Here is a 20,712-nt window from a genome sequence, read left to right on the forward strand (position 1 = left end):
AAACTCTTCAATTCAAAAGCTCAATCGCTCAATAAACTGCTTCGCTATAATAAAACACTACTTAAAGTAATATGACCTAAAGTAATATGAATTTCTAGTTTCAGCACCTATTAAGACTTCAAAATTAAAATATTTTTAATAAGTCAATCAACAAGTGCCCACACAGATTGTCTGATTCGTTGTTAAAGAGCAAAAAATAACGACGCACTGCTAATCTTAAAGGTTCACAACAGTGCGTCGTTGTGTGCGATGCATTATAGGCATTTAAAAATACTTTGCAATGAGTTTTTTACATTTTTTATTTAAAAGATTAATTTTTATTCATCATCAATCTTTCTATATCTTCTAAATCCAGCTTCATATAAGACTTCATTTAGCTTCCTTAGTAGTATTTCTTTTTGTTGTCTATTTAACATTTCGCTATTTTTGTTCAATAATGCACAAGCTAACTTCCAATAAGTATTTAACGTAGCAGGTATCCCAGATTTCCTTAGCCTGACAATCGCATTCTCAGCGCCCACTATCTTTAGTGTCTTGACATCATGAATACCTACCTTTTTTAACATTCTCTCATACTTTATAGAGAGGTTAGGAAGGTCTTTCAAGCGATTTGCTTTTGACAATGCAATCTCATTCTTTCTATCCTGAATTTGTTTAATAGAAAGCATAAGCAACTTACGCAATAAAACTCTATCACTTAGAATATCATTGGTAAGGCAATAGTAGTCCGACAAAACAAACTTAGCATCAACTTCATTTTTTGTGAAAGCTACACACCCTGAATTTACTAATTGACTAGATAATTCATCTTTTGCCTGAAGATAAAATTTTCCATTCAAACACAAACCGAACATAAGTTTCTTGTTGTAAAATAATCCATAACCAGTAAACAAATTCTTTGATGTCACATTTCCAATTAACTCATTAATCATCATGCAAAGGTCATCAACATGTTTATCTTTAACATTTAATATTGTCATAAGTCCTCCAGGATTCAATTGTAGTTATTCATAAATAAGCAAGCCTCCCCATCTTTATAACATCAGATTTACTAAATTGAAATAATTTGCTTACAAATCTGTGACATAGATCGTAAATTTTAAATTTATTGTAAAAAATATAATAGTATAATGAGAAACTTCATGTAATAACTTGCACTTAGAAAACACAGAGACTCTGAGCAACCTCACACAGAAAACAAATCAAATAAATTTCAGCAAATTAATTTACAAGGTTCCTATTTCCTTTAGATCAAAAAAGCCTAAGTTATTTATCAAGAGTCCTTGTACAAAATCCAAACTTATTAAGTATCAACAAGCAAAACGTTTTTATAAACACAGGTTTTACTCTTTTTTCTTTCAAGATACCAAAACCATATAAATCACTTATAGTTAGGTAAATCCTTATTCTCTTTTCCCCCTCTTATATTTCTCCACAATAGCCAAAATTTCACTTGATACTGTACATCAACAACAGATACAATTTTAAAATGCAATGATTAAGTGATATAAAAGGTGAAAAATGACCACTCACGAAGAAAAACAAAAGGCACTTGCTGCAGCATTAGGACAAATCGAAAAACAATTTGGTAAAGGCTCTATCATGAAATTAGGCGATACCAAAACCCTAGATGTAGAATCTATTTCAACAGGCTCAATCGGCTTAGATATTGCATTAGGTATCGGTGGTTTACCTATGGGGCGCATTGTTGAGATCTTTGGTCCAGAATCTTCCGGTAAAACAACCCTTACTTTATCTGTCATTGCACAGGCACAAAAAGCGGGTAAAACCTGTGCATTCATAGACGCAGAACATGCACTCGACCCTATCTATGCAGCAAAATTAGGTGTGGATGTAAAAGAATTATTAGTTTCCCAACCTGATCACGGTGAACAAGCATTAGAAATTTGTGATGCTCTTGTACGCTCAGGTGCGGTTGATGTTATTATTGTAGACTCTGTCGCTGCTCTTACGCCAAAAGCTGAAATTGAAGGTGATATGGGGGACTCCCATATGGGCTTACAAGCACGCCTAATGTCTCAAGCATTACGTAAACTGACCGGTCAAATTAAAACAGCCAACTGTTTGGTAATCTTTATTAACCAAATTCGCATGAAAATCGGGGTCATGTTTGGCAACCCAGAAACCACAACCGGCGGTAATGCACTTAAATTCTATTCTTCCGTTCGCTTAGACATTCGCCGCACAGGCTCAGTAAAAGACGGTGAAGAAATCATTGGTAACGAAACAAAAGTAAAAGTGGTGAAAAATAAACTCGCTGCACCATTCCGCCAAGTTGATTTCCAAATCCTTTACGGAGAAGGCATTTCCAAAATGGGCGAATTAGTAGAGTTAGGCGTAAAACATAAACTTGTAGATAAATCCGGTGCGTGGTATGCCTACAACGGTGAGAAAATTGGTCAAGGTAGGACAAATGCAATGAAGTGGTTGCGAGAAAACTCGGAAAAAGCACAAGAATTAGAAACTAAACTTCGTGCTGAATTGGTTGCAAATCCTGAACAATCATTAATGGCAGACATTGAACAATCTGAAAATAATTCTTTGGATGAGTTATAAGCTTTAGGACAAACCAAGTGCGGTCAAATTTCTCTTTAGATTTTGACCGCACTTTATGGAAAGAAAGTATGTCTTCAATTGTGCTAAATTATATTATGAATTTATTCACAGACCGAGGATATGTATAGTGAACTCAGTCTTCGTAAGAAAATACAAGAAAAAAGTGTTTTCAGAAAAAAACTGAAAATATACTAACATCATATTAGTAAAAAACTGGTAATATATGCTTTCTCATAGATTTTACAGTGAAATTTTGCCGATATTATCAGCTCTACTTCTGAAGAAAGTTTCTAACCTAAGACCTAAATAGTAGTTTATACAATAAAATACCTAACATCGTACTCATTACTCCACCTATTAAATGGAAAGCAATAATGCCGAGCGCACCAAACCATTTATCTGACATTAGAAGCTCAACCACTTCAATCGAAAAAGACGAGAATGTAGTAAACGCACCAAGAAAACCGGTCACTAAGAACAATTTCCATAAATTATTAACTTGTGGATGTTGCCAAAAAAATGCCATCAATACACCGACTAAACAACAACCGACAAGATTGGCAACTAACGTTCCCAAGGCAAAAGTAGAGAAAAGCGAGTTAAAGCTGTAAGTTAATCCCCATCTTCCTAAGGCACCGAATACAGCACCACAACTAATACATAATATGGCTTGGAACATTACTTGATTCCGAATTGAAGTTGAAGATATTTTGCGACCGACTCATTTTGATTTGAACCGATCTGTTCTAATTCTGGACAAGCCTGTTTCAATCGTTCATCCGCATTCTCCATGATACAACCTTTTCCAACACTAGAAAGCATTTCTACATCATTCATCCCATCTCCAAAAGCTATACAATTTCCCAAACCATAATCTCGTTGCTCTAGTACATGTTTTAAAGCCTCACCTTTTGAGACATTTTTGTTCATCACTTCCAAACACGCTAATGCAGAATAAACAATCGTTGTTTTATCGCCAAAATGTTCACGTAAATATTTTTCCACTTCTATTAAATCTTCAGGCGTTTTTCCAATAAAAAATATTTTCTCCACGTTACGGGCATGATGTTTAGAAAAATCAACTATCTCATACATAAAACCTGAATCTTGATGAAATTTTTGCAATGCCGGGACATCTTTATTAATAAACCATCCTTCATCTTGATAGCTATTCAAGCAAACTTTAGTATCATCAAATGGTGTTTTATAAAGATCAAATACGATATCTTCCGGCAAACTATTACTATAAATCAGATTTCCAGCCATATCCCGAACTCTTGCGCCATTTGAAGTAATCATCACCGCACGTTCTGCACCAATTTTTCCAAGAATAGAAGCAACATCAGTATGGTTTCTCCCCGTAGCAAGGATAATATCAATGCCATTTTGTTCAAGACGATTCAGCGTATCAATGGTAAAGTCTCCGATGATATGATTCGTGTTTAATAATGTACCATCCAGATCAGAAACAACAGCACGGAAAAGTTGTTTAGACATAAAGAAACCCTCTAAAAAAATTTTTTTGATCATATCAAAAAATGAAGCATATAATGACCCCACTTTTTGACTGAACTCTACTAAATAGGCGAAATTATAAAGTAAAAAGGCAGATCTTCCGATCTGCCTCTATATTCATTTAATTCATCAAATGAATTATTTAATGATTTTCGCAACAACGCCCGCACCTACTGTACGACCACCTTCACGAATCGCAAAACGTAAACCTTGGTCCATCGCAATTGGGTGGATTAGGGATACTGTCATTTTGATGTTATCGCCAGGCATAACCATTTCCACACCTTCCGGTAATTCAATAGTACCGGTTACGTCTGTTGTACGGAAATAGAATTGTGGACGGTAACCTTTGAAGAATGGCGTATGACGACCACCTTCATCTTTTGATAATACGTACACTTCTGATTCGAAGTCAGTGTGTGGCGTAATTGAACCCGGTTTCGCTAATACTTGACCACGTTCGATTTCTTCACGTTTAGTACCGCGTAATAATGCACCGATGTTCTCACCCGCACGACCTTCGTCAAGTAATTTACGGAACATTTCAACACCGGTTACGGTTGTTTTAGCGGTATCTTTGATACCTACGATTTCTACTTCATCACCGGTACGGATAATTCCACGCTCAACACGACCGGTTACTACAGTACCACGACCGGAGATTGAGAACACGTCTTCAATCGGAAGAAGGAACGGTTGGTCAATCGCACGCTCAGGCTCTGGAATGTAAGTATCTAAGTGGTTTGCTAACTCAAGAATTTTTTCTTCCCATGCCGCATCACCTTCTAATGCTTTTAATGCAGAACCACGCACGATTGGGGTATCATCACCCGGGAAGTCATATTGAGAAAGAAGCTCACGCACTTCCATTTCGACTAATTCTAATAACTCTTCGTCATCAACCATATCGCATTTGTTTAAGAATACGATGATGTAAGGTACACCTACTTGGCGACCTAATAAGATGTGCTCACGAGTTTGTGGCATCGGACCATCAGTTGCCGCTACTACAAGAATAGCCCCGTCCATTTGTGCCGCACCGGTAATCATGTTTTTTACATAGTCGGCGTGTCCCGGACAGTCAACGTGTGCGTAATGACGGGTTGGTGTATCGTATTCAACGTGTGAAGTATTAATGGTAATACCACGCGCTTTTTCTTCCGGTGCATTATCAATTTGGTCAAATGCACGAGCTGCACCACCGTAGTGTTTTGCTAATACTGTGGTGATTGCTGCTGTTAAAGTTGTTTTACCGTGGTCAACGTGGCCGATTGTACCCACGTTTACGTGCGGTTTTGTACGTTCAAATTTTTCTTTAGACATTTAAAGAGTCCCTCTAAATAGACACGGTTATCGATGGGTAAATAAACCACATTAACCAATAAAATTGTTTACTATTTAATTTAAAGGAAGAGAATTTTAAGGCTGGTGCTGATAGGCGGATTTGAACCGCCGACCTCACCCTTACCAAGGGTGCGCTCTACCAACTGAGCTATATCAGCGTTTGGAGCGGGCAGCGGGAATCGAACCCGCATCATTAGCTTGGAAGGCTAAGGTAATAGCCATTATACGATGCCCGCAAGTCCTAAATTCATCTGTCCCATCAGAATTCATCTAAAAGATGGTGGAGGGAGAAGGATTCGAACCTTCGAAGGCTGAGCCAACAGATTTACAGTCTGCCCCCTTTGGCCGCTCGGGAACCCCTCCACGCTAAATGAATGCTTGTTTACGAAAGAATGGTGCCGACTATCGGAATCGAACTGATGACCTACTGATTACAAGTCAGTTGCTCTACCTACTGAGCTAAGTCGGCGTGTCGTAAGCAAGTGAGGCGTATTATATGGAAAAAAGTTTGCCTGACAAGTCTTTTTTCTAAAAAAGTTTATTTTTTTACTTGTTCGTTTAATTTGCAAGCAAAACCACCAGTTTTTTGATGTCATTTTCATCAAGTTAGAGAAAAACAATGCATAACAAGGCGTTATAGGGTATATTTTCAGCAATATTTCAACAACATTACCGTTATATAGTGGAAATTTCAAACCAACTTACGCCATTTTTGAGTTTTAGCCGGGAACAATGGGCAAACTTGCGAAAATCGGTGCCATTAAAACTCACTGAACAAGATCTTAAGCCGTTACTTGGCTTTAATGAAGAACTTTCCCTTGATGAAGTGAGTACCATTTATTTACCACTCACCCGTTTAATTAACTATTATATTGACGAAAATCTTCGTCGCCAAACTGTACTCAATCGATTCTTAAGCGGCCAAAGCCCTAAAGTCCCTTATATTATTAGCATTGCAGGCAGCGTTGCTGTGGGAAAAAGCACTTCTGCACGAATTCTGCAATCTCTTCTTTCCCACTGGCCAAATGAAAGAAAAGTTGATCTTATTACTACTGACGGATTCCTCTATCCGCTTGAAAAACTGAAACAGGATAATCTACTGCAAAAAAAAGGGTTTCCCGTTTCTTATGACACTGCAAAGCTCATTCGCTTTTTAGCGGAAATTAAATCCGGTAATAAAAATGTTAAAGCACCGATCTACTCACATCTCACATACGATATTATTCCTGATGAATTTAATGAAGTGAATCAGCCCGACATTTTAATTTTAGAAGGATTGAATGTACTACAAACAGGCGGAAACAAAAGTAATCAAATTTTCGTTTCTGACTTTGTGGATTTTTCAATTTACGTGGATGCAGAAGAAAGTTTACTAAAAGAATGGTATATCAAACGGTTCTTAAAATTCCGCCAAAGTGCCTTTACCAACCCTGATTCCTACTTTAAACACTATGCGACGCTTTCGCAGGAAGAAGCTATTTCTACGGCCTCCCAAATTTGGGAAAGTATTAACGGTTTAAATCTACGGGAAAATATTTTGCCAACCCGCGAACGGGCAAATCTCATCTTGACGAAAGGTGCGGATCACGCAGTGGAATTAGTAAAACTCAGAAAATAAAAAGAGCGGTTAAAAATCACCTTGTTTTTTAACCGCTCTTTTTATCAATAATGTTTCACATCTTCTGTTATTTGCTGAATCTTCTCTACTATCGGAGCTGCCTCATCACTCATCAAAAAATCAAAGGTACTTTGTGGCACAAATTTTTTGACTTCCGACCAATTTTTATCCTTAATAGCCTGCCGAACAGCCGATGCGCTAATAACATTTTCGTCCGTTTCTTTACGAGTCACCACTATACACGCCACGCCATATTCCGGTAGTTTTTGTTGCATTGTCTGATTATACAGGTTCGTCACGTGGCTAAATGGTTCATCCCCCACATAACGACATTGAATCCCCAATGTTTGTGCGATACGTACAAAAATCTGTAAATCTACCTCCACGTTACTTTTGATGGCGGCATCATCACTTTTTTGGAAGTAGCTCGGAAAGGTTGCCTGACTGATAATATAAGAACCGCTATCATGCAATACGACATTGGGTAAATGCGCGATACCGGCTTGAATCAATTTTTTACGTACAGAATAAGGGAATAAACTGCAATCTTCACTTAGGATAAAGAGATGAACAATGTCATTTTCGCCCGCAGCCTTTTCCACCAAATATTGATGTCCAAGGGTGAAGGGATTCGCATTCATCACGATGGCTGCCGTTCTTTTTTCTTTAAAAATTCCCTGATTTTGTACCGCACTTTTTGCCGTCTCATTTTTCAGTTGGGTTAAATAATCTTCAAATCCATTGCGTTTGTTTTCCATAAAGACGATCTGATTCGGAATTTGCACGATTTCCCGAAAGCCGAGATCATGGAAAAATTTTGCGGACTCACATTTTGTATAGAGAAATAAATGAGAATGCCCTCGGTCTATCTGAACATTAACCAAATGCGTAATGATTTGATTCATTAACCCTTCACCTTGATGATCGCTAGATACGGCCAAACAGCGCAAAGTATTACCAAAACAAGCTCCCGTTGCAATAATATTAAAATCTTCATCAAACATCGCACAAAGATAATCTAAATTGGGATCTCGGCGAATCCCCTCTTGCTCAAGTAACTTGTCAATTTGCGTAAGGCTGCGTTGATCTGAAAAAGCAACCTTTCCAATAGAATAACCATCCATACTGCTACACATTTAACCAAAAAGTGACCGGCCCATCATTAGTTAGGCTGACTTGCATATCTGCGGCAAAACGCCCGTTTTCCACCTGAATTTTTTCAGCACATTTTTGTGAAAAATAGTCATAAAGTTCCTTTGCCAATGTTGGATCTGCGCCTTTAGAAAAACTCGGGCGCAAGCCTTTCTGTGTATCGGCGGCTAGGGTGAATTGCGACACCACCAATAACGCGCCATTGGCTTGCTGAACATTCAAATTCATTTTGTCGTTTTCATCGCTAAAAATGCGGTAATTTAACACTTTTTCCGCAAGTTTATCCGCTTTGGCGTGATCATCGTCTTTTTCCACGCCAAGCAGTACTAGTAACCCTTTGCCAATTTTTCCGACCGTTTCCCCCTTCACATCCACTTGAGCCTGTGTAACACGTTGTATTAATGCAATCATAGTATTTCCTTAATTTCTTCATTTTCTAACCGCACTTTTTCTCGCTTTAATTCTGCTAACACGGCAGCAAGTTGCGCACCAACTAACACAACCGTCCAACTTAATTGAATCCAGAACAACATAATCGGTAGTGTTGCCATCGCACCGTAAATCAATTGATAAGAAGGGAAAGTCTCAATATACCAAGCAAAAGCCTGTTTACCTAAGGTAAAAAAAACGGCAGCAATCAGTGCGCCGGCAGCAGAATGCTTAATACTGACTTTTTTATTCGGCACTACCGTATAAAGTACAGTAAAAATAAACCAAGTAGAAAGAAAAGGCACAAAACTGAGTAATTTTAAACTCAAAGAAAGATGCGCCGAACTTTCAAACATGGCTTTGACATAAGCACTGGCGGCAATACTTGTGCCGATGAGCAAAGGTCCGAGGGTTAAAATCAGCCAATAAATGGCAAAAGAGGTAAAAATCGGGCGAGAGCTGGTATCTTGCCAAATACCGTTTAAAGTACGATCAATGGAATTAATCAACATCAACGCCACGGCAATTAAACTCACGATCCCCACTGCACTCATCTGTTTGGAATTATTGACAAATTCATCAATATATTGCCCCACCACATCACCAGCAGAAGGCGCAAAATTGGTAAAAATAAATTCTTTTAATGCGCCTGTTACTTCGTTAAAAACAGGAAAGGCGGAAAAAATAGAAAAAATCACCATAATTAACGGCACAATCGCCAACATTGTGCTATAAGTGAGCGAGCCGGCAGCCTGCGTCAATTTATTTTCATTAAAACGCAGCCAAAATTGTTTAAAGAAAGTGAAATCCGTCATAACCACGCTCCACAGCAATGTTTAAATTTTTTACCTGAGCCACAAATACAAGGTTGTTTCATCGTTGGCAGTGCGACTGTCGGATCAACAAAATACCAACGACCTTCAATTTTGACAAAAATTGACCGCTCTTGGTGGGATTGTTCCCCTTTTTCGCTTTGAAAAACCGCATTAAATTCCACCGCACTTTGGATTTTCGTCAATGTTTCCGTTTTTAGAATTTGCAAGCCAAGCCATTGTGTGTTGTCCGCCCAATCTTGTAATGCTTGAACATTTAAGTAGGATTGTTGATTTGGCACAGTGGTTTCCACAATGTAGGGAATGTTTTTCAGTACATAGGCAGAATAACGAGAACGCATCAGCTGTTCTGCTGTTTCCGGTAAGGCTTGCTGATGATGAAATACACCACAACAATCAGCATAATTTTTTGTGGATTGACAAGGGCAAAGTGCGGTCGTTTTAGTGGTCATTTTGGAATACCTTTATTTTACTTAATTGCGAGTTCAACGAACGTTTAAATGCCACGGCTAATTCCTCAATAGCCAACGCTTGTTCCAATTCTTCCACTGTCGGTTTTCCTGAGAGTAAACGGTTTAAATGACGGATAGTGAATTGTGGATAAGGGCGATTTTTCAAAACCAATTCATCACCTTGCACAATCTCCCCTTCTTCAATTACCCGCACATACCAACCGGTCCAGCCTGAAAGATAAATCGTTTTTTGTGTTTCTGGATTGTTGGTATTTTTCGATAAACGTTCACAAGGTTTACGCGGTTGGGATACTTCCAAAAGTGCAGTGCCGATTTTAAAACGATCCCCCACACAAACGGAATCCTCATCAAACCCTGATACCACAAAGTTTTCACCGTATATTGCCGTTCCGCTATAAGAAAAATGCTCATCTAATAATTCGTTTAAAGCGGGAAATGACACATCAGACATAAAAAATAGTGCTTTATCTACCCCACCATGGTGCTTTTTTAATCCCACATCATTGCCATATGCGCCAAGTTTGTGGATTTTTACCGATGACACGGGCTGTTTGCGGATTGCACTCTCATAAGTTGAACCGTCCGCAAAAGTCAGTGGCTCAACCTCCCCAATTTTGATCACCAAAATTTCCGCTTTGGACATTTTATTTCCCCCTTTCATAAAACACACAAAATTATACCGTAAAATCACTTAAATTTTGACCGCACTTTGTTTTTTCCTTATTATCTCGTTCAATCAATACACAATAAAAAAGGAATATTTATGCAATATGATCTCGCCCGAACAGAACAGGGCAAAACACTTGGCATTACGGCAAAAATGGCAAACCGGCACGGATTAATTGCCGGAGCGACAGGTACGGGGAAAACGGTCACTCTACGCAAAATTGCGGAGGCTTTTAGTGATGATGGAGTGCCTGTTTTTTTAGTGGATGTCAAAGGTGATCTTTCAGGTTTGGTTAAGCATGGGCAATTTAGCGGTAAAATTGCCGAGCGTATTGAACAATTTGATTTAGGCGGTGAAAATTATTTGAACGGCTATCCTGTTTCCTTTTGGGATGTGTTTGGCGAGACAGGCATTCCGTTACGCACCACCATTTCTGAAATGGGGCCTTTATTGCTTTCCCGTCTGTTAAACCTCAATGCAACACAAGAAGGTTTGTTAAATCTCGTTTTCCGTGTAGCAGATGATAAAGGCTTATTACTTATTGATTTAAAAGATCTCCGTGCGATGCTGAAATACGTAGCGGAAAATGCCAAAACATTCCAAGTGGAATACGGCAATGTCTCCGCGGCAAGTGTCGGGGCAATTCAACGTGCCTTATTGACACTTGAAAATGAAGGGGCGACAAATTTATTTGGTGAACCGGCACTGAATCTTGAAGATTGGCTACAAACCCGTGATGGACGTGGTGTAATCAATGTGCTTAATTCGGAAAAACTGATTAACTCACCAAGAATGTATAGCGCCTTCCTGTTGTGGTTGATGTCTGAACTGTTTGAACAATTACCGGAAGTGGGCGATCCCGATAAACCTAAATTTGTGATGTTTTTTGATGAGGCGCATTTATTATTTGATGGTGCGCCAAGCGTGTTGGTGGAAAAAGTAGAGCAGGTTGTTCGCTTAATTCGCTCTAAAGGCGTAGGGATTTATTTTGTTACGCAAAATCCGTTAGATTTGCCGGATACGGTACTGGGTCAGTTAGGTAACCGAGTACAACACGCATTGCGTGCATTTACACCACGGGATCAAAAAGCCGTCAAATCTGCCGCTGAAACCTTCCGTGCGAATCCAACAGTAAACGTGGTAGAAAGTATTTCTACTCTTGGTGTGGGGCAAGCGTTAGTATCGTTCTTAGATGAAAAAGGGATGCCAACACCTGTTGAAATTGCTTATATTTACCCGCCAAAAAGCCAACTTTCGCCACTCTCAGCCGACGAACAAGCTGCGTGGGTGAAAGATGACGAGCTTTATTCCTTCTACAAAGATTATGTGGATAATGAATCTGCCTTTGAAGTATTAAATGCACAGGCTGATCTTGCCGCCATTCAACAAAAACAAGCAGAACAAGCACATGAGGAAGAAGAAAACGGTATTTTAGGCAGCCTCAGCCGTATGATTTTCGGCACGAAAAAACGGGGCGATAAGCTCAGTCCGACAGAGCAAATGGTGAATAGTGTGGCGAAATCCGTAGGGCGTAATATTCGTAATCAGGTAACAAAGCAGATTATGAGGGGGATATTAGGGGCATTGAAAAAGTAGATTTTTGTTTAATCACTTTTTCTTAGGTATCTATATCATCAGGTTTCACCAATGGCGAAATACGATTTATATAAAAACTAGAGGAAAGTTTCTCACCAATAAGCAAAACCCGATATAATTCAAACAACAAAACATAATAAACAAGGAGACAATTATGTCTGACGTATTTCATTTAAATTTAACCAAAGCGCAACTAAAAGGGGCAACCATTGCCATTGTTCCCGGCGATCCGGCACGCAGTGAACGTATTGCCAAACACCTTGATAACCCTGAATTTCTGACGAGTACCCGTGAGTTTACCTCTTGGCTCGGTTATCTCAATGGCAAACCTGTGGTGGTTTGCTCAACAGGGATTGGCGGTCCTTCTGTTTCCATTTGCGTCGAGGAATTAGCCCAATTAGGTGTGCGTACTTTTATTCGTATTGGCACAACGGGGGCAATCCAACCTCATATTAATGTGGGCGATATTCTTGTCACTACAGGCGCAGTACGTTTAGATGGGGCAAGCCGACATTTTGCACCGCTTGAATATCCGGCTGTGGCAGATTTTGAATGTACCACAGCTCTAGTCAATGCAGCAAAAGAGGAAGGCACCGAGCCGTTTGTTGGCATTACAGCGTCCTCAGATACCTTCTATCCGGGGCAAGAACGTTATGACACTTACAGCGGAAAAGTTTACCGTGATTACCAAGGGTTACTGAAACAATGGCAAGATCTCAATGTGATGAACTTTGAGATGGAATCCGCAACATTGTTTACTATGTGTAATGCCTTAGGTTTACGTGCTGGTATGGTTTCAGGTGTGATCGTGAATCGCACGCAACAAGAGATTCCTAATGAGGCGACAATAAAAGCAAGCGAAGAAAAAGCCATTTCAGTGGTGGTAGAAGGGGTGAGAAAATTATTAGCCTAATATGATAAAAAGGCGTTTTTGGAAATTCAAAAACGCCTTTATTTTTAACCGCACTTTTAATTAACTATTTGCTCTCGCAAAGGCTGCCGCTTCATTAATTAATTCCTCACTTGGACGCCGGAGGGTGTAAAGTTCAAACTGTTCCAAAGCCTGTAAAACAATAACCTCTGCACCGGAAATAGTTTGTTTGCCTTGGCTTTCTGCATATTGAATAAATGGAGTTTCTGCAGGAATCGCCACCACATCAAAGGCGACATTTACCGTATCAATCATCGCTTTAGGAAAGGCGAGATCCGCCTCTTCTTTTCCCCCCTTCATCCCAATTGGGGTAACATTGACTAAAATATCTGCCTGATGATTTTCCAAGCTATTGATGTATTCATAACCGTAAAGTGCGCTCAAATATTTGCCTGTTTTTTCATTTCGAGCATATACCTTTAAATGATCAAAACCACTATTTTTAAATGCGGCGACAACTGCTTTTGCCATTCCCCCACTACCATGCGCAATCACCCGTGCATTTTTATCTAAACGATATTTTTCAATTAATTTCACAATCGCAATGTAATCAGTGTTATAGGCACGCAAAAAGCCATTGTCATTTACAATAGTGTTCACCGATTCAATGGCTTGGGCGGAAGGATGGATTTCATCTAAAAACGGCATACAGCTTTCTTTAAAGGGCATGGACACTGCGCAACCTCGAATCCCCAAGGCTCGCACACCTTTCACCGCATATTCAATATCCTGTGTAGTAAAGGCTTTATAAATAAAGTTAAGCCCAAGTTTTTCATATAAATAGTTATGAAACATTGTGCCAAAATTTCCCGGTCTGCCGGAAAGGGACATGCAGAGTTGGGTGTCTTTGTTGATCATATTTATTTTCCTATTTAATTTCATAAAGGCACTTTTTATCGCTCAGTAAAGCTCTCTGAAAAGGTCGATTGTAAAGGACTTAATAAATAACTGATGACAGAACGCCTGCCTGTCTTAATCTCAGCATTAACCAGCATACCTGCTGTTAAATTAACCCGATGATTTTCTATAATTAAATAATCTTTGTCTAGCTCAATAATTGCAGCAAAAGCAAGTCCGCTTTTTTCAGTTTCAATGGCATCAAAACTGAGAGATTTTACTTTGCCTGTTAAATAACCGTAACGTGTATAAGGAAATGTTTCTATTTTTACTGTCACTTCTTGCCCTTGATGAATAAATCCAATGTCCTGATTGTCAATTATCGCCTTTACTTCTAGTTTATCGTGCTTAGGCACAACGACCATCAGCGGTTGTGCAGTAGTAACGACGCCACCAATGGTATGCACGGCTAATTGTTGAATTGAGCCTGTAACAGGTGCTTTAATTTGTGTTGTTTTTTGACGCTCAGCATATTTTTCTTTTTCAAAAACAAGTTGCTTAATTTGTTCGTTCGCCTGTCTTAGAGCATCTTGAGTATCTCTGGTAAAGGTATTTGTTAAAAGTTCTTTTTCATCTTTTGCTTGTTGAATTTCTGCATTAATTTCATTTAACCTACTTTCTAATGTTAAAATCTCGTTATTTATATCAAGAAACCTTGCTTTTTGTTCCAAATATTGATGTTTAGAAATGGCATTTGATTTTAATAAGTTAGCGAGATCATTAGTTTTTTCTTTTTCTAATTTTTGTAAAGAGCGATATTTGTTAATTTGCATTTTTATCGTGATATATTCGGCTTGTTTTTGGTCTAGTAATGCTGCTGCTTTTTGTTGTTGAAGAAGGTAAGTATTAAATTGAGCTAAGATTAATTGCCGCGATTGTTGCAGTTCAACAGAAGAAATTGATTCATCATCAATTTTTAAATAGGGAGGTGTATTAGAGTAAATGGAATTTAATAACGCATCTGCTCGAACTTTAGCTAATTTAGCACTACTTAATGCTTGATTTGCTTTTTGTAATTCTTCTTTTGCCCCTAATGAGGTCAGTTCTAACAACAATTCACCTTTTTCAACCGATTGCCCATCATTAACATAAATTTTCTCAACAATTGCATTTTCAATCGGTTGAATAATTTTACTATTTCCACTATAAGCGATTTTTCCGGTGGCAGTAGAGACAATATCTACCTTACCGAAAATAGCCCAAACACAGGTTATTAAAATAAGTACCATAATCAAATGACTTGACCTACGGGGTAACACAGAAACCGGTTTTTCTATTAACTCCAAATGAGCCGGCAAAAAATCATATTCATTTTCTTCACGAACAGGTGTATCTAAACTCTTACGAATTTTCCAAACTTCGCAAAAATGGTGAATATAATGATGTAGAAAACTTAATATTGCCTGAAAGTAGGTTCTCATCTTAATGCCCTAATTGCAAATGGTATAAATATTGATATAAACCCTGAGGATTATTAAGTAATTCTTCATGTGAACCAAATTCTATTTGTTTCCCTTTTTCTAACACGAGAATTTTATCGGCAATTTGGACGGTAGAAAGACGGTGAGCAATAATGATGACCGTTCTATTTCGGCAAATTTGTCGCATGTTTGTCATAATGACTCGTTCGGATTCATAATCCAAAGCGCTGGTTGCTTCATCAAAAATTAAGATCTTAGGGTTTGTAATTAAAGCACGGGCAATCGCAATCCTCTGCCTCTGTCCACCCGATAATCCGGTGCCTTGTTCCCCAACAATAGTGTCATAGCCATTATCTAACTCACAGATAAAATCATGAGCCCCGGCAAGTTTTGCTGCATAAATAACCTTTTCAATAGCTATCCCTGGGACACTAATCGCAATATTATCTCGAATACTTCGATTTAATAAAATATTGTCTTGTAATACCACACCAATTTGTTTACGTAACCAATTAGGCTCAAGTAAAGTCAAATCTTGCTCATCAATTTTTATTTTCCCTCTGGTTGGAATATATAAGCGTTGAATTAACTTAGCAATAGTGCTTTTCCCTGAACCTGAACGCCCTACAATACCAATAATTTGACCTTCAGTAATAGAAAAAGATAAATCATCAATTATTGTATTGCCTTGTAATTGATAACGAAATGATACTTGCTCAAAAAGAATATTACCTTTAATTTTCGGTAAAGAAAGATTGTTCTTCGATATTTCAGTTGGCGTATTTAAAATATCACCTAAACGTTCCACCGAAATTCCCACTTGTTGAAAATCTTGCCATAATTGTGCAAGGCGAATAACAGGCATTGCCACTTGTCCTGCAAGCATATTAAACGCAATAAGTTGCCCTATACTTAAATCGCCGCTTATCACAAAGTGAGCCCCTAGCCATAAATTAATGACCATCACCATTTTTTGAATAAATTGAACACCTTGCTGCCCAATTACAGCAATTTTGGTAACCTTAAATCCGGCTTGAGTATAGGCTGCCAATTGCTTATCCCAACGATCTGTCATTTGTGGTGAAACAGCCATTGCTTTAATCATATTGATTGCCGTAACGGACTCCACTAAAAATGCTTGATTATCGGCATTGCGGGCAAATTTTGTATCAAGGCGTTTACGTAAAATAGGCGTAATAAAAATAGACCAAATAATATAACAAGGTAAAGAAAGTAAAACGACTAAAGTTAGCCATTTACTGTAAAACCACATAACTGAAAAGAATAAAAAAGAAAAGCATAAATCTAAAACAGAGGTTAATGCTTGCCCGGTAAGAAAATAACGAATTTGTTCTAACTCACGTATTCTTGCTATGGTGTCGCCGACTCTACGGGTTTCAAAATAAGCCAGGGGTAGTTTTAATAAATGCCGAAATAATCTTGCACCAAGTTCCACATCAATCCGGCTGGTTGTATGGGAAAAAATATAAGTCCGTAAACCGCCTAAAATAATCTCAAAAAATACGGTAACAACAAGAGCAAAAGTCACAACATTTAAAGTATTAAACCCTTGGTGAACCAATACTTTATCCATCACAACTTGAAAAAAGAGCGGTGTAATTAGGGCTAGAAATTGCAAAACAAGCGAAATGCCGATAACTTCTAATAAAATTCGGCGATATTTAATTACGGCAGGAATAAACCAAGTAAAATCAAATTTAGCAAGTTGCCCGAAAACAGAGGCTCTAGACGTTATCGCAATAATCTCGCCACAATAACGTTGTTTAAATTCTTGTTCAGATAGAATTGTTGGTTCCGATAAGGTTAAATCTTGAATTAAATAGCGATGATGTTGTTCATCTATACGGGCGAGAATAAAGTGTTTTCCCTCAGTTTTATCCCATACTAAAACCGGTAAATGACAATAAGGTAAACGAGAAATTGGCTTAGAAAGTAACCGCACTTTTAACCCTAAAGATTTTGCCGCCAATAACCAAGCTGTTTGGGTTAAACCTCTTCAATATCAAATTGATATTTAATGCTTTCTTCCGTTACTGCAATATCGTGATATTGAGCTAAAAGAATTAATCCCCTCAATGCGGGATCAAAATCTTGATTATCTTCCATTATTATTTCCAATTACTTTCCGTTTTTTCGTTTGTTTTTCATTAATAAGCTAATTTTAGCTTTTCTATCATAGGTAAATTTATATTGGTATTTAAGGAAATTAATAGGGTGTAGAAATAAAATAATAAGAAACATCATTAATAAAGTTGAGCAGCCATAAAAAACATAAGGTAGAAATATTAATGTTGCTAAAGAATCCCTAAAAAATGCTGTTTTTATTGCCACTTCATCTAAAGGGGCATAATCAATATAAATAAAAAATATACACATAAAAATAGAAAGTGATAAAGCTAAAATCCCACCAATCTTTATTAAAATTATTTTAATAATATTTTTTTCTATAGTAATTCCTAAATCATTGAGCTCCTTTTCTAATAAGTAACTAAATTTAATTTTTTTTGCAAGAAAAAAAGCTGATACAATAGGCAAAATCATTAATAAATTTGATAAGACCTGAGATTGGAATGGGTAAATTTTAGAATAAACCCCTATATCTTTGATTAAAAATCTATCTAAGAATTTTTCAAAATTTGTTTCAGGTATATCATTAAAAAAAACAACCACAAATATAAACAGTAGTAATGCACCAATCAGGTTATATTTTATCGTCTTTTCATCAATATTTACCCTTGGGTATTTTTTTTCTTTTTCCATAATAATATCTCCATCTAGCTTAATATAGATTGATAATTAGGGTTGTGGAGATTCTCTAGTGTGTCTGCAACTCTTAATTTCCCTTCAGTTACATTAACAGCAAAAGAGGACATCTCGTCCACTAACTTAGCAAGATCAACAATGACATCATTTCCTATTTGTAAATTCTCTATTTTATTGAACTTCCTAGTTTCATATCTTCGCTTAAAACCACCTCTCCAACGAGTAGTCATTTTGTCAAATTCTTTTATTAAAATACTCTCATTACTTTGAGAAAAAGAAATGCGTAAATCCATGTTTACTTTAGCAAAGAGAATATCTCTTCCATAAAAAGATTCATCAAAATAAATTTTATCATTGCCAGCTTCATCGTAGATTGTATCATTGCCAATAGCTCCAGAGAAATAATAAACATCACTACCACTTTTTCCCTCAAGATGATTATTTTTACTGTTTCCTTGTAAAAAATCTTTTCCAATATCTCCTATAAGTGTTGTACTCTCTGAAGAAGACAATACTTTTTTATCATACAATTCATACTTAACAATATTCTTCACTTGATTATTTTTAATAATATCAAGAATATCATCGTAATTTAAGTAGTGACCACTATGAAAATTAATATTAATGCTTTTATTAAAATAATCATATTTTTTGGATAACCTTCTTTTTTTATAACCTCGATCTATAGAAACTGAGGCATTAGTATCAATGAAAGATAATGTTAGTTTATTATTTTCTAGTTTAAAGTAGGTTTTTTCAAGTTCAATTCCCTTTCCAAGTATAATTTTATCACTTCCTTTGCTATCTATAATGGTGTCATTTCCATCATTAAAATTGAATTTATAAATATCATCGCCCTCTCCTCCTTCTAGATAATCATCGCCTTTTCCTCCTTCTAATATATCATTACCCTTTCCCCCAAAAAGTTTATCGTTACCTAAATCACCAAATAAGGTATCATTTCCATTATTACCATAAAGAATATTATTCCCACTATTTCCCTTAAGAATATTATCACCATTATTTCCAGTAATAGTCGAATTCCTATTCCCTGATAATTGGGCGTTTCTAATATATTCTGGTAAATTTATATCACCACTTGCTGATAAATAATGATCTTTAGTCAGAGCATAAAGTTCTCCATATTTGTTAAATAGGCTTTTATCTGTAAGTAATTCAGATATATTAAATTTATCAGAAAAGTAACCTGTGGCTGTGGATAATAGAACAGAGGCGATTTTAAATGCTCTAGGTGCAGGAGATAGATTAAAAATTATAACCACTAATTTGGAAATAATTTGTGCAGCTTTGAAACCAACTAATTCTTCTAATGCATTTCTAGTAAAACTCTCTAACTTTGACCAATCACCCTCAACATAACCTTTTTTAAGATCATCAACAAATTCAGAGTAAGTGAGTGTTTTACCAATTAATCCTAATCTTGTTGAAAAAATATTTTTTATTTCCGTAGCTGTTTTTAACGCTTCAGCTTCAGAAAGTCTGCCTGCTTTTTGTAGGGCTTCTCTATATTTGTTGTCATCTTTTATGATACCCTTTAGCACATTTTCTGAAATACTTATGGTATCTTTAATTTTCCCAATAGAATCTGTATTTTGGTTATTTGATGGGGTATTCTTTACTGTTTTTGATAGTTCCTCAACCACACGAAAACTGCCTTTTAAACTATCCAGATTTCCATTGTTGGCATTTAATAACTCTTGAGCAGTCATAGTTCTCGCTACAGTACCCGGATTATCATTTTTGAGAAATACGTCATCAGCGACATCAAACCCAATAAAAATATAGCGTTCACCTGTTTTGCTATCATAGCCTCCGACAATAATTCCATTGTTATCCCGACTATCAAAAATAATTGTTTTCCCTTCTCTCACTTCAGCTAAGAGATATTTCTTTCCTTTAACTAAATAAGCAATATACGTGCGATCTCCTTTAGATAAAGTCCAAAACTGAAATGTATCTCTCGTTGATAATGTGAGCTCCTTAAATTTTATTTTTCTCCGACTACGGTTAGTATCATAGCTATCAGAATCCCTTCCATCAGAACCTCTTTTGATATCAGAATCCCATCCGGTATAGCTATTACTATCCGCCGTGACGGTAATTTCATCTAAATATTCAGTGCCCATATTTTTCTCCTTAATATAAGAAATTTTTTCAATTTTGAAAAACTATCTCCCATAACTTGGATTGATAGCTTCTATTTAGATAGATGATTAAGGTTAATCATTTATCAGGAAATTCATTAATACGACAATTTACAGACATATTTTGTATACCTGATTTCCTTTGTTACAAAAAATTAGCAATAATATATTACTGCTTTATTTACTCAGCAACAATCCAAAACCCGCAGAGTACCCACAAAATAAGAAGAGAAGAATCTTTGTATAGAAACAAAGATAAAAAGAATAGAAATATAAAACTAGGAGCTGACTATAAATCTATTGTTAATTA

The 20,712-nt window shown here is 36.9% G+C and carries 17 protein-coding genes, 4 tRNA genes and 1 pseudogene; 4 read left to right on the forward strand and 18 right to left on the reverse strand.

Annotated features, from left to right (window positions below):
* Positions 1 to 317: 317 nt before the first annotated feature.
* A complete protein-coding gene (locus tag A3GE_RS0104755; protein ID WP_018356133.1) occupies positions 318 to 980 on the reverse strand; it encodes a TfoX/Sxy family DNA transformation protein in 663 nt (220 codons plus the stop codon).
* A gap of 541 nt (positions 981 to 1,521) precedes the next feature.
* On the opposite strand from A3GE_RS0104755, the gene recA reads away from it, so the two are divergent.
* Complete coding sequence (gene recA, locus A3GE_RS0104760) at positions 1,522 to 2,577, forward strand: recombinase RecA (RefSeq protein ID WP_018356134.1); 1,056 nt, start codon at positions 1,522 to 1,524, stop codon at positions 2,575 to 2,577.
* Positions 2,578 to 2,872: 295 nt separating this feature from the next.
* Here the strand turns inward: recA and crcB are convergent, their stop codons facing one another.
* The 7 genes from crcB to A3GE_RS0104795 all read right to left on the reverse strand — a co-directional run bounded on the left by crcB (position 2,873) and on the right by A3GE_RS0104795 (position 5,905).
* Positions 2,873 to 3,256: a fluoride efflux transporter CrcB gene (gene crcB, locus A3GE_RS0104765; RefSeq protein WP_018356135.1), complete on the reverse strand. Its 384-nt coding sequence runs from the start codon at positions 3,254 to 3,256 to the stop codon at positions 2,873 to 2,875.
* Entirely contained in the window at positions 3,256 to 4,074 is an 819-nt protein-coding gene (locus A3GE_RS0104770; protein ID WP_026215396.1) for a Cof-type HAD-IIB family hydrolase, read from the reverse strand. Before A3GE_RS0104770 ends, crcB begins: the two co-directional genes overlap by 1 nt.
* A gap of 156 nt (positions 4,075 to 4,230) precedes the next feature.
* The gene (gene tuf / locus A3GE_RS0104775; protein WP_018356115.1) at positions 4,231 to 5,415 is read right to left on the reverse strand and encodes an elongation factor Tu; all 1,185 of its coding nucleotides are present in this window, start codon (positions 5,413 to 5,415) and stop codon (positions 4,231 to 4,233) included.
* A gap of 103 nt (positions 5,416 to 5,518) precedes the next feature.
* Positions 5,519 to 5,594 (reverse strand) — tRNA-Thr (locus A3GE_RS0104780).
* A 3-nt stretch (positions 5,595 to 5,597) separates the two neighbouring features.
* Positions 5,598 to 5,672: transfer RNA gene (locus A3GE_RS0104785), tRNA-Gly, on the reverse strand.
* A 42-nt stretch (positions 5,673 to 5,714) separates the two neighbouring features.
* A tRNA-Tyr gene (locus tag A3GE_RS0104790) sits at positions 5,715 to 5,799 on the reverse strand.
* Between the two features lie 30 nt (positions 5,800 to 5,829).
* Positions 5,830 to 5,905 (reverse strand) — tRNA-Thr (locus tag A3GE_RS0104795).
* Positions 5,906 to 6,118: 213 nt separating this feature from the next.
* On the opposite strand from A3GE_RS0104795, the gene coaA reads away from it, so the two are divergent.
* Positions 6,119 to 7,054 (forward strand): type I pantothenate kinase, encoded by a 936-nt coding sequence (gene coaA, locus A3GE_RS0104800; protein ID WP_018356137.1) that lies wholly within the window; start codon positions 6,119 to 6,121, stop codon positions 7,052 to 7,054.
* Positions 7,055 to 7,098: 44 nt separating this feature from the next.
* On the opposite strand, the gene citC is transcribed toward coaA, so the two are convergent.
* From citC to A3GE_RS0104825, 5 genes are read right to left on the reverse strand one after another with little or no spacing between them, the layout of a single operon-like run.
* Complete coding sequence (gene citC, locus A3GE_RS0104805; RefSeq protein ID WP_018356138.1) at positions 7,099 to 8,178, reverse strand: [citrate (pro-3S)-lyase] ligase; 1,080 nt, start codon at positions 8,176 to 8,178, stop codon at positions 7,099 to 7,101.
* 4 nt (positions 8,179 to 8,182) lie between these two features.
* Complete coding sequence (gene dtd / locus A3GE_RS0104810) at positions 8,183 to 8,617, reverse strand: D-aminoacyl-tRNA deacylase (protein ID WP_018356139.1); 435 nt, start codon at positions 8,615 to 8,617, stop codon at positions 8,183 to 8,185.
* Positions 8,614 to 9,450: a virulence factor BrkB family protein gene (locus A3GE_RS0104815; protein WP_018356140.1), complete on the reverse strand. Its 837-nt coding sequence runs from the start codon at positions 9,448 to 9,450 to the stop codon at positions 8,614 to 8,616. Before A3GE_RS0104815 ends, dtd begins: the two co-directional genes overlap by 4 nt.
* On the reverse strand, positions 9,447 to 9,920 hold the full coding sequence (locus A3GE_RS0104820) for a YchJ family protein (RefSeq protein ID WP_018356141.1): 474 nt from the start codon (positions 9,918 to 9,920) through the stop codon (positions 9,447 to 9,449). Before A3GE_RS0104820 ends, A3GE_RS0104815 begins: the two co-directional genes overlap by 4 nt.
* Positions 9,910 to 10,584, reverse strand: coding sequence for an MOSC domain-containing protein (locus A3GE_RS0104825; RefSeq protein WP_018356142.1), 675 nt, complete (start codon positions 10,582 to 10,584; stop codon positions 9,910 to 9,912). Before A3GE_RS0104825 ends, A3GE_RS0104820 begins: the two co-directional genes overlap by 11 nt.
* Before the next feature lie 120 nt (positions 10,585 to 10,704).
* Here A3GE_RS0104825 and A3GE_RS0104830 point away from each other — a divergent pair, with 120 nt between their 5' ends.
* Together A3GE_RS0104830 and udp are read left to right on the forward strand one after the other, a co-directional pair.
* Positions 10,705 to 12,204 carry a helicase HerA-like C-terminal domain-containing protein gene (locus tag A3GE_RS0104830; protein ID WP_018356143.1) on the forward strand — a complete coding sequence of 500 codons (1,500 nt, stop codon included), beginning with the start codon at positions 10,705 to 10,707 and terminating at the stop codon, positions 12,202 to 12,204.
* A 154-nt stretch (positions 12,205 to 12,358) separates the two neighbouring features.
* Positions 12,359 to 13,117: a uridine phosphorylase gene (gene udp, locus A3GE_RS0104835; RefSeq protein ID WP_018356144.1), complete on the forward strand. Its 759-nt coding sequence runs from the start codon at positions 12,359 to 12,361 to the stop codon at positions 13,115 to 13,117.
* Between the two features lie 60 nt (positions 13,118 to 13,177).
* Here udp and A3GE_RS0104840 read toward each other — a convergent pair whose 3' ends face one another.
* The 5 genes and pseudogenes from A3GE_RS0104840 to A3GE_RS0104860 all read right to left on the reverse strand — a co-directional run bounded on the left by A3GE_RS0104840 (position 13,178) and on the right by A3GE_RS0104860 (position 20,384).
* Positions 13,178 to 13,993: a shikimate 5-dehydrogenase gene (locus A3GE_RS0104840; RefSeq protein WP_018356145.1), complete on the reverse strand. Its 816-nt coding sequence runs from the start codon at positions 13,991 to 13,993 to the stop codon at positions 13,178 to 13,180.
* 35 nt (positions 13,994 to 14,028) lie between these two features.
* Positions 14,029 to 15,453 carry an HlyD family type I secretion periplasmic adaptor subunit gene (locus A3GE_RS0104845; RefSeq protein ID WP_018356146.1) on the reverse strand — a complete coding sequence of 475 codons (1,425 nt, stop codon included), beginning with the start codon at positions 15,451 to 15,453 and terminating at the stop codon, positions 14,029 to 14,031.
* A 1-nt stretch (position 15,454) separates the two neighbouring features.
* A pseudogene (locus A3GE_RS11455) lies at positions 15,455 to 17,580 on the reverse strand (type I secretion system permease/ATPase).
* Positions 17,581 to 17,592: 12 nt separating this feature from the next.
* Entirely contained in the window at positions 17,593 to 18,234 is a 642-nt protein-coding gene (locus A3GE_RS0104855) for a hypothetical protein (protein ID WP_018356149.1), read from the reverse strand.
* Between the two features lie 14 nt (positions 18,235 to 18,248).
* Positions 18,249 to 20,384: a calcium-binding protein gene (locus A3GE_RS0104860; RefSeq protein ID WP_018356150.1), complete on the reverse strand. Its 2,136-nt coding sequence runs from the start codon at positions 20,382 to 20,384 to the stop codon at positions 18,249 to 18,251.
* Positions 20,385 to 20,712 lie beyond the last annotated feature (328 nt).

Source organism: Rodentibacter pneumotropicus DSM 21403 (assembly GCF_000379905.1).
Lineage (GTDB): Bacteria > Pseudomonadota > Gammaproteobacteria > Enterobacterales > Pasteurellaceae > Rodentibacter > Rodentibacter pneumotropicus.

Bases quoted from the DNA above. Each gene is read 5' to 3' on its own strand.
- A3GE_RS0104755 (WP_018356133.1), bottom strand. From the start codon at position 980: ATGACAATATTAAATGTTAAAGATAAACATGTTGATGACCTTTGCATG.
- recA (WP_018356134.1), top strand. From the start codon at position 1,522: ATGACCACTCACGAAGAAAAACAAAAGGCACTTGCTGCAGCATTAGGA.
- crcB (WP_018356135.1), bottom strand. From the start codon at position 3,256: ATGTTCCAAGCCATATTATGTATTAGTTGTGGTGCTGTATTCGGTGCC.
- A3GE_RS0104770 (WP_026215396.1), bottom strand. From the start codon at position 4,074: ATGTCTAAACAACTTTTCCGTGCTGTTGTTTCTGATCTGGATGGTACA.
- tuf (WP_018356115.1), bottom strand. From the start codon at position 5,415: ATGTCTAAAGAAAAATTTGAACGTACAAAACCGCACGTAAACGTGGGT.
- citC (WP_018356138.1), bottom strand. From the start codon at position 8,178: ATGGATGGTTATTCTATTGGAAAGGTTGCTTTTTCAGATCAACGCAGC.
- dtd (WP_018356139.1), bottom strand. From the start codon at position 8,617: ATGATTGCATTAATACAACGTGTTACACAGGCTCAAGTGGATGTGAAG.
- A3GE_RS0104815 (WP_018356140.1), bottom strand. From the start codon at position 9,450: ATGACGGATTTCACTTTCTTTAAACAATTTTGGCTGCGTTTTAATGAA.
- A3GE_RS0104820 (WP_018356141.1), bottom strand. From the start codon at position 9,920: ATGACCACTAAAACGACCGCACTTTGCCCTTGTCAATCCACAAAAAAT.
- A3GE_RS0104825 (WP_018356142.1), bottom strand. From the start codon at position 10,584: ATGTCCAAAGCGGAAATTTTGGTGATCAAAATTGGGGAGGTTGAGCCA.
- A3GE_RS0104830 (WP_018356143.1), top strand. From the start codon at position 10,705: ATGCAATATGATCTCGCCCGAACAGAACAGGGCAAAACACTTGGCATT.
- udp (WP_018356144.1), top strand. From the start codon at position 12,359: ATGTCTGACGTATTTCATTTAAATTTAACCAAAGCGCAACTAAAAGGG.
- A3GE_RS0104840 (WP_018356145.1), bottom strand. From the start codon at position 13,993: ATGATCAACAAAGACACCCAACTCTGCATGTCCCTTTCCGGCAGACCG.
- A3GE_RS0104845 (WP_018356146.1), bottom strand. From the start codon at position 15,453: ATGAGAACCTACTTTCAGGCAATATTAAGTTTTCTACATCATTATATT.
- A3GE_RS0104855 (WP_018356149.1), bottom strand. From the start codon at position 18,234: ATGGAAAAAGAAAAAAAATACCCAAGGGTAAATATTGATGAAAAGACG.
- A3GE_RS0104860 (WP_018356150.1), bottom strand. From the start codon at position 20,384: ATGGGCACTGAATATTTAGATGAAATTACCGTCACGGCGGATAGTAAT.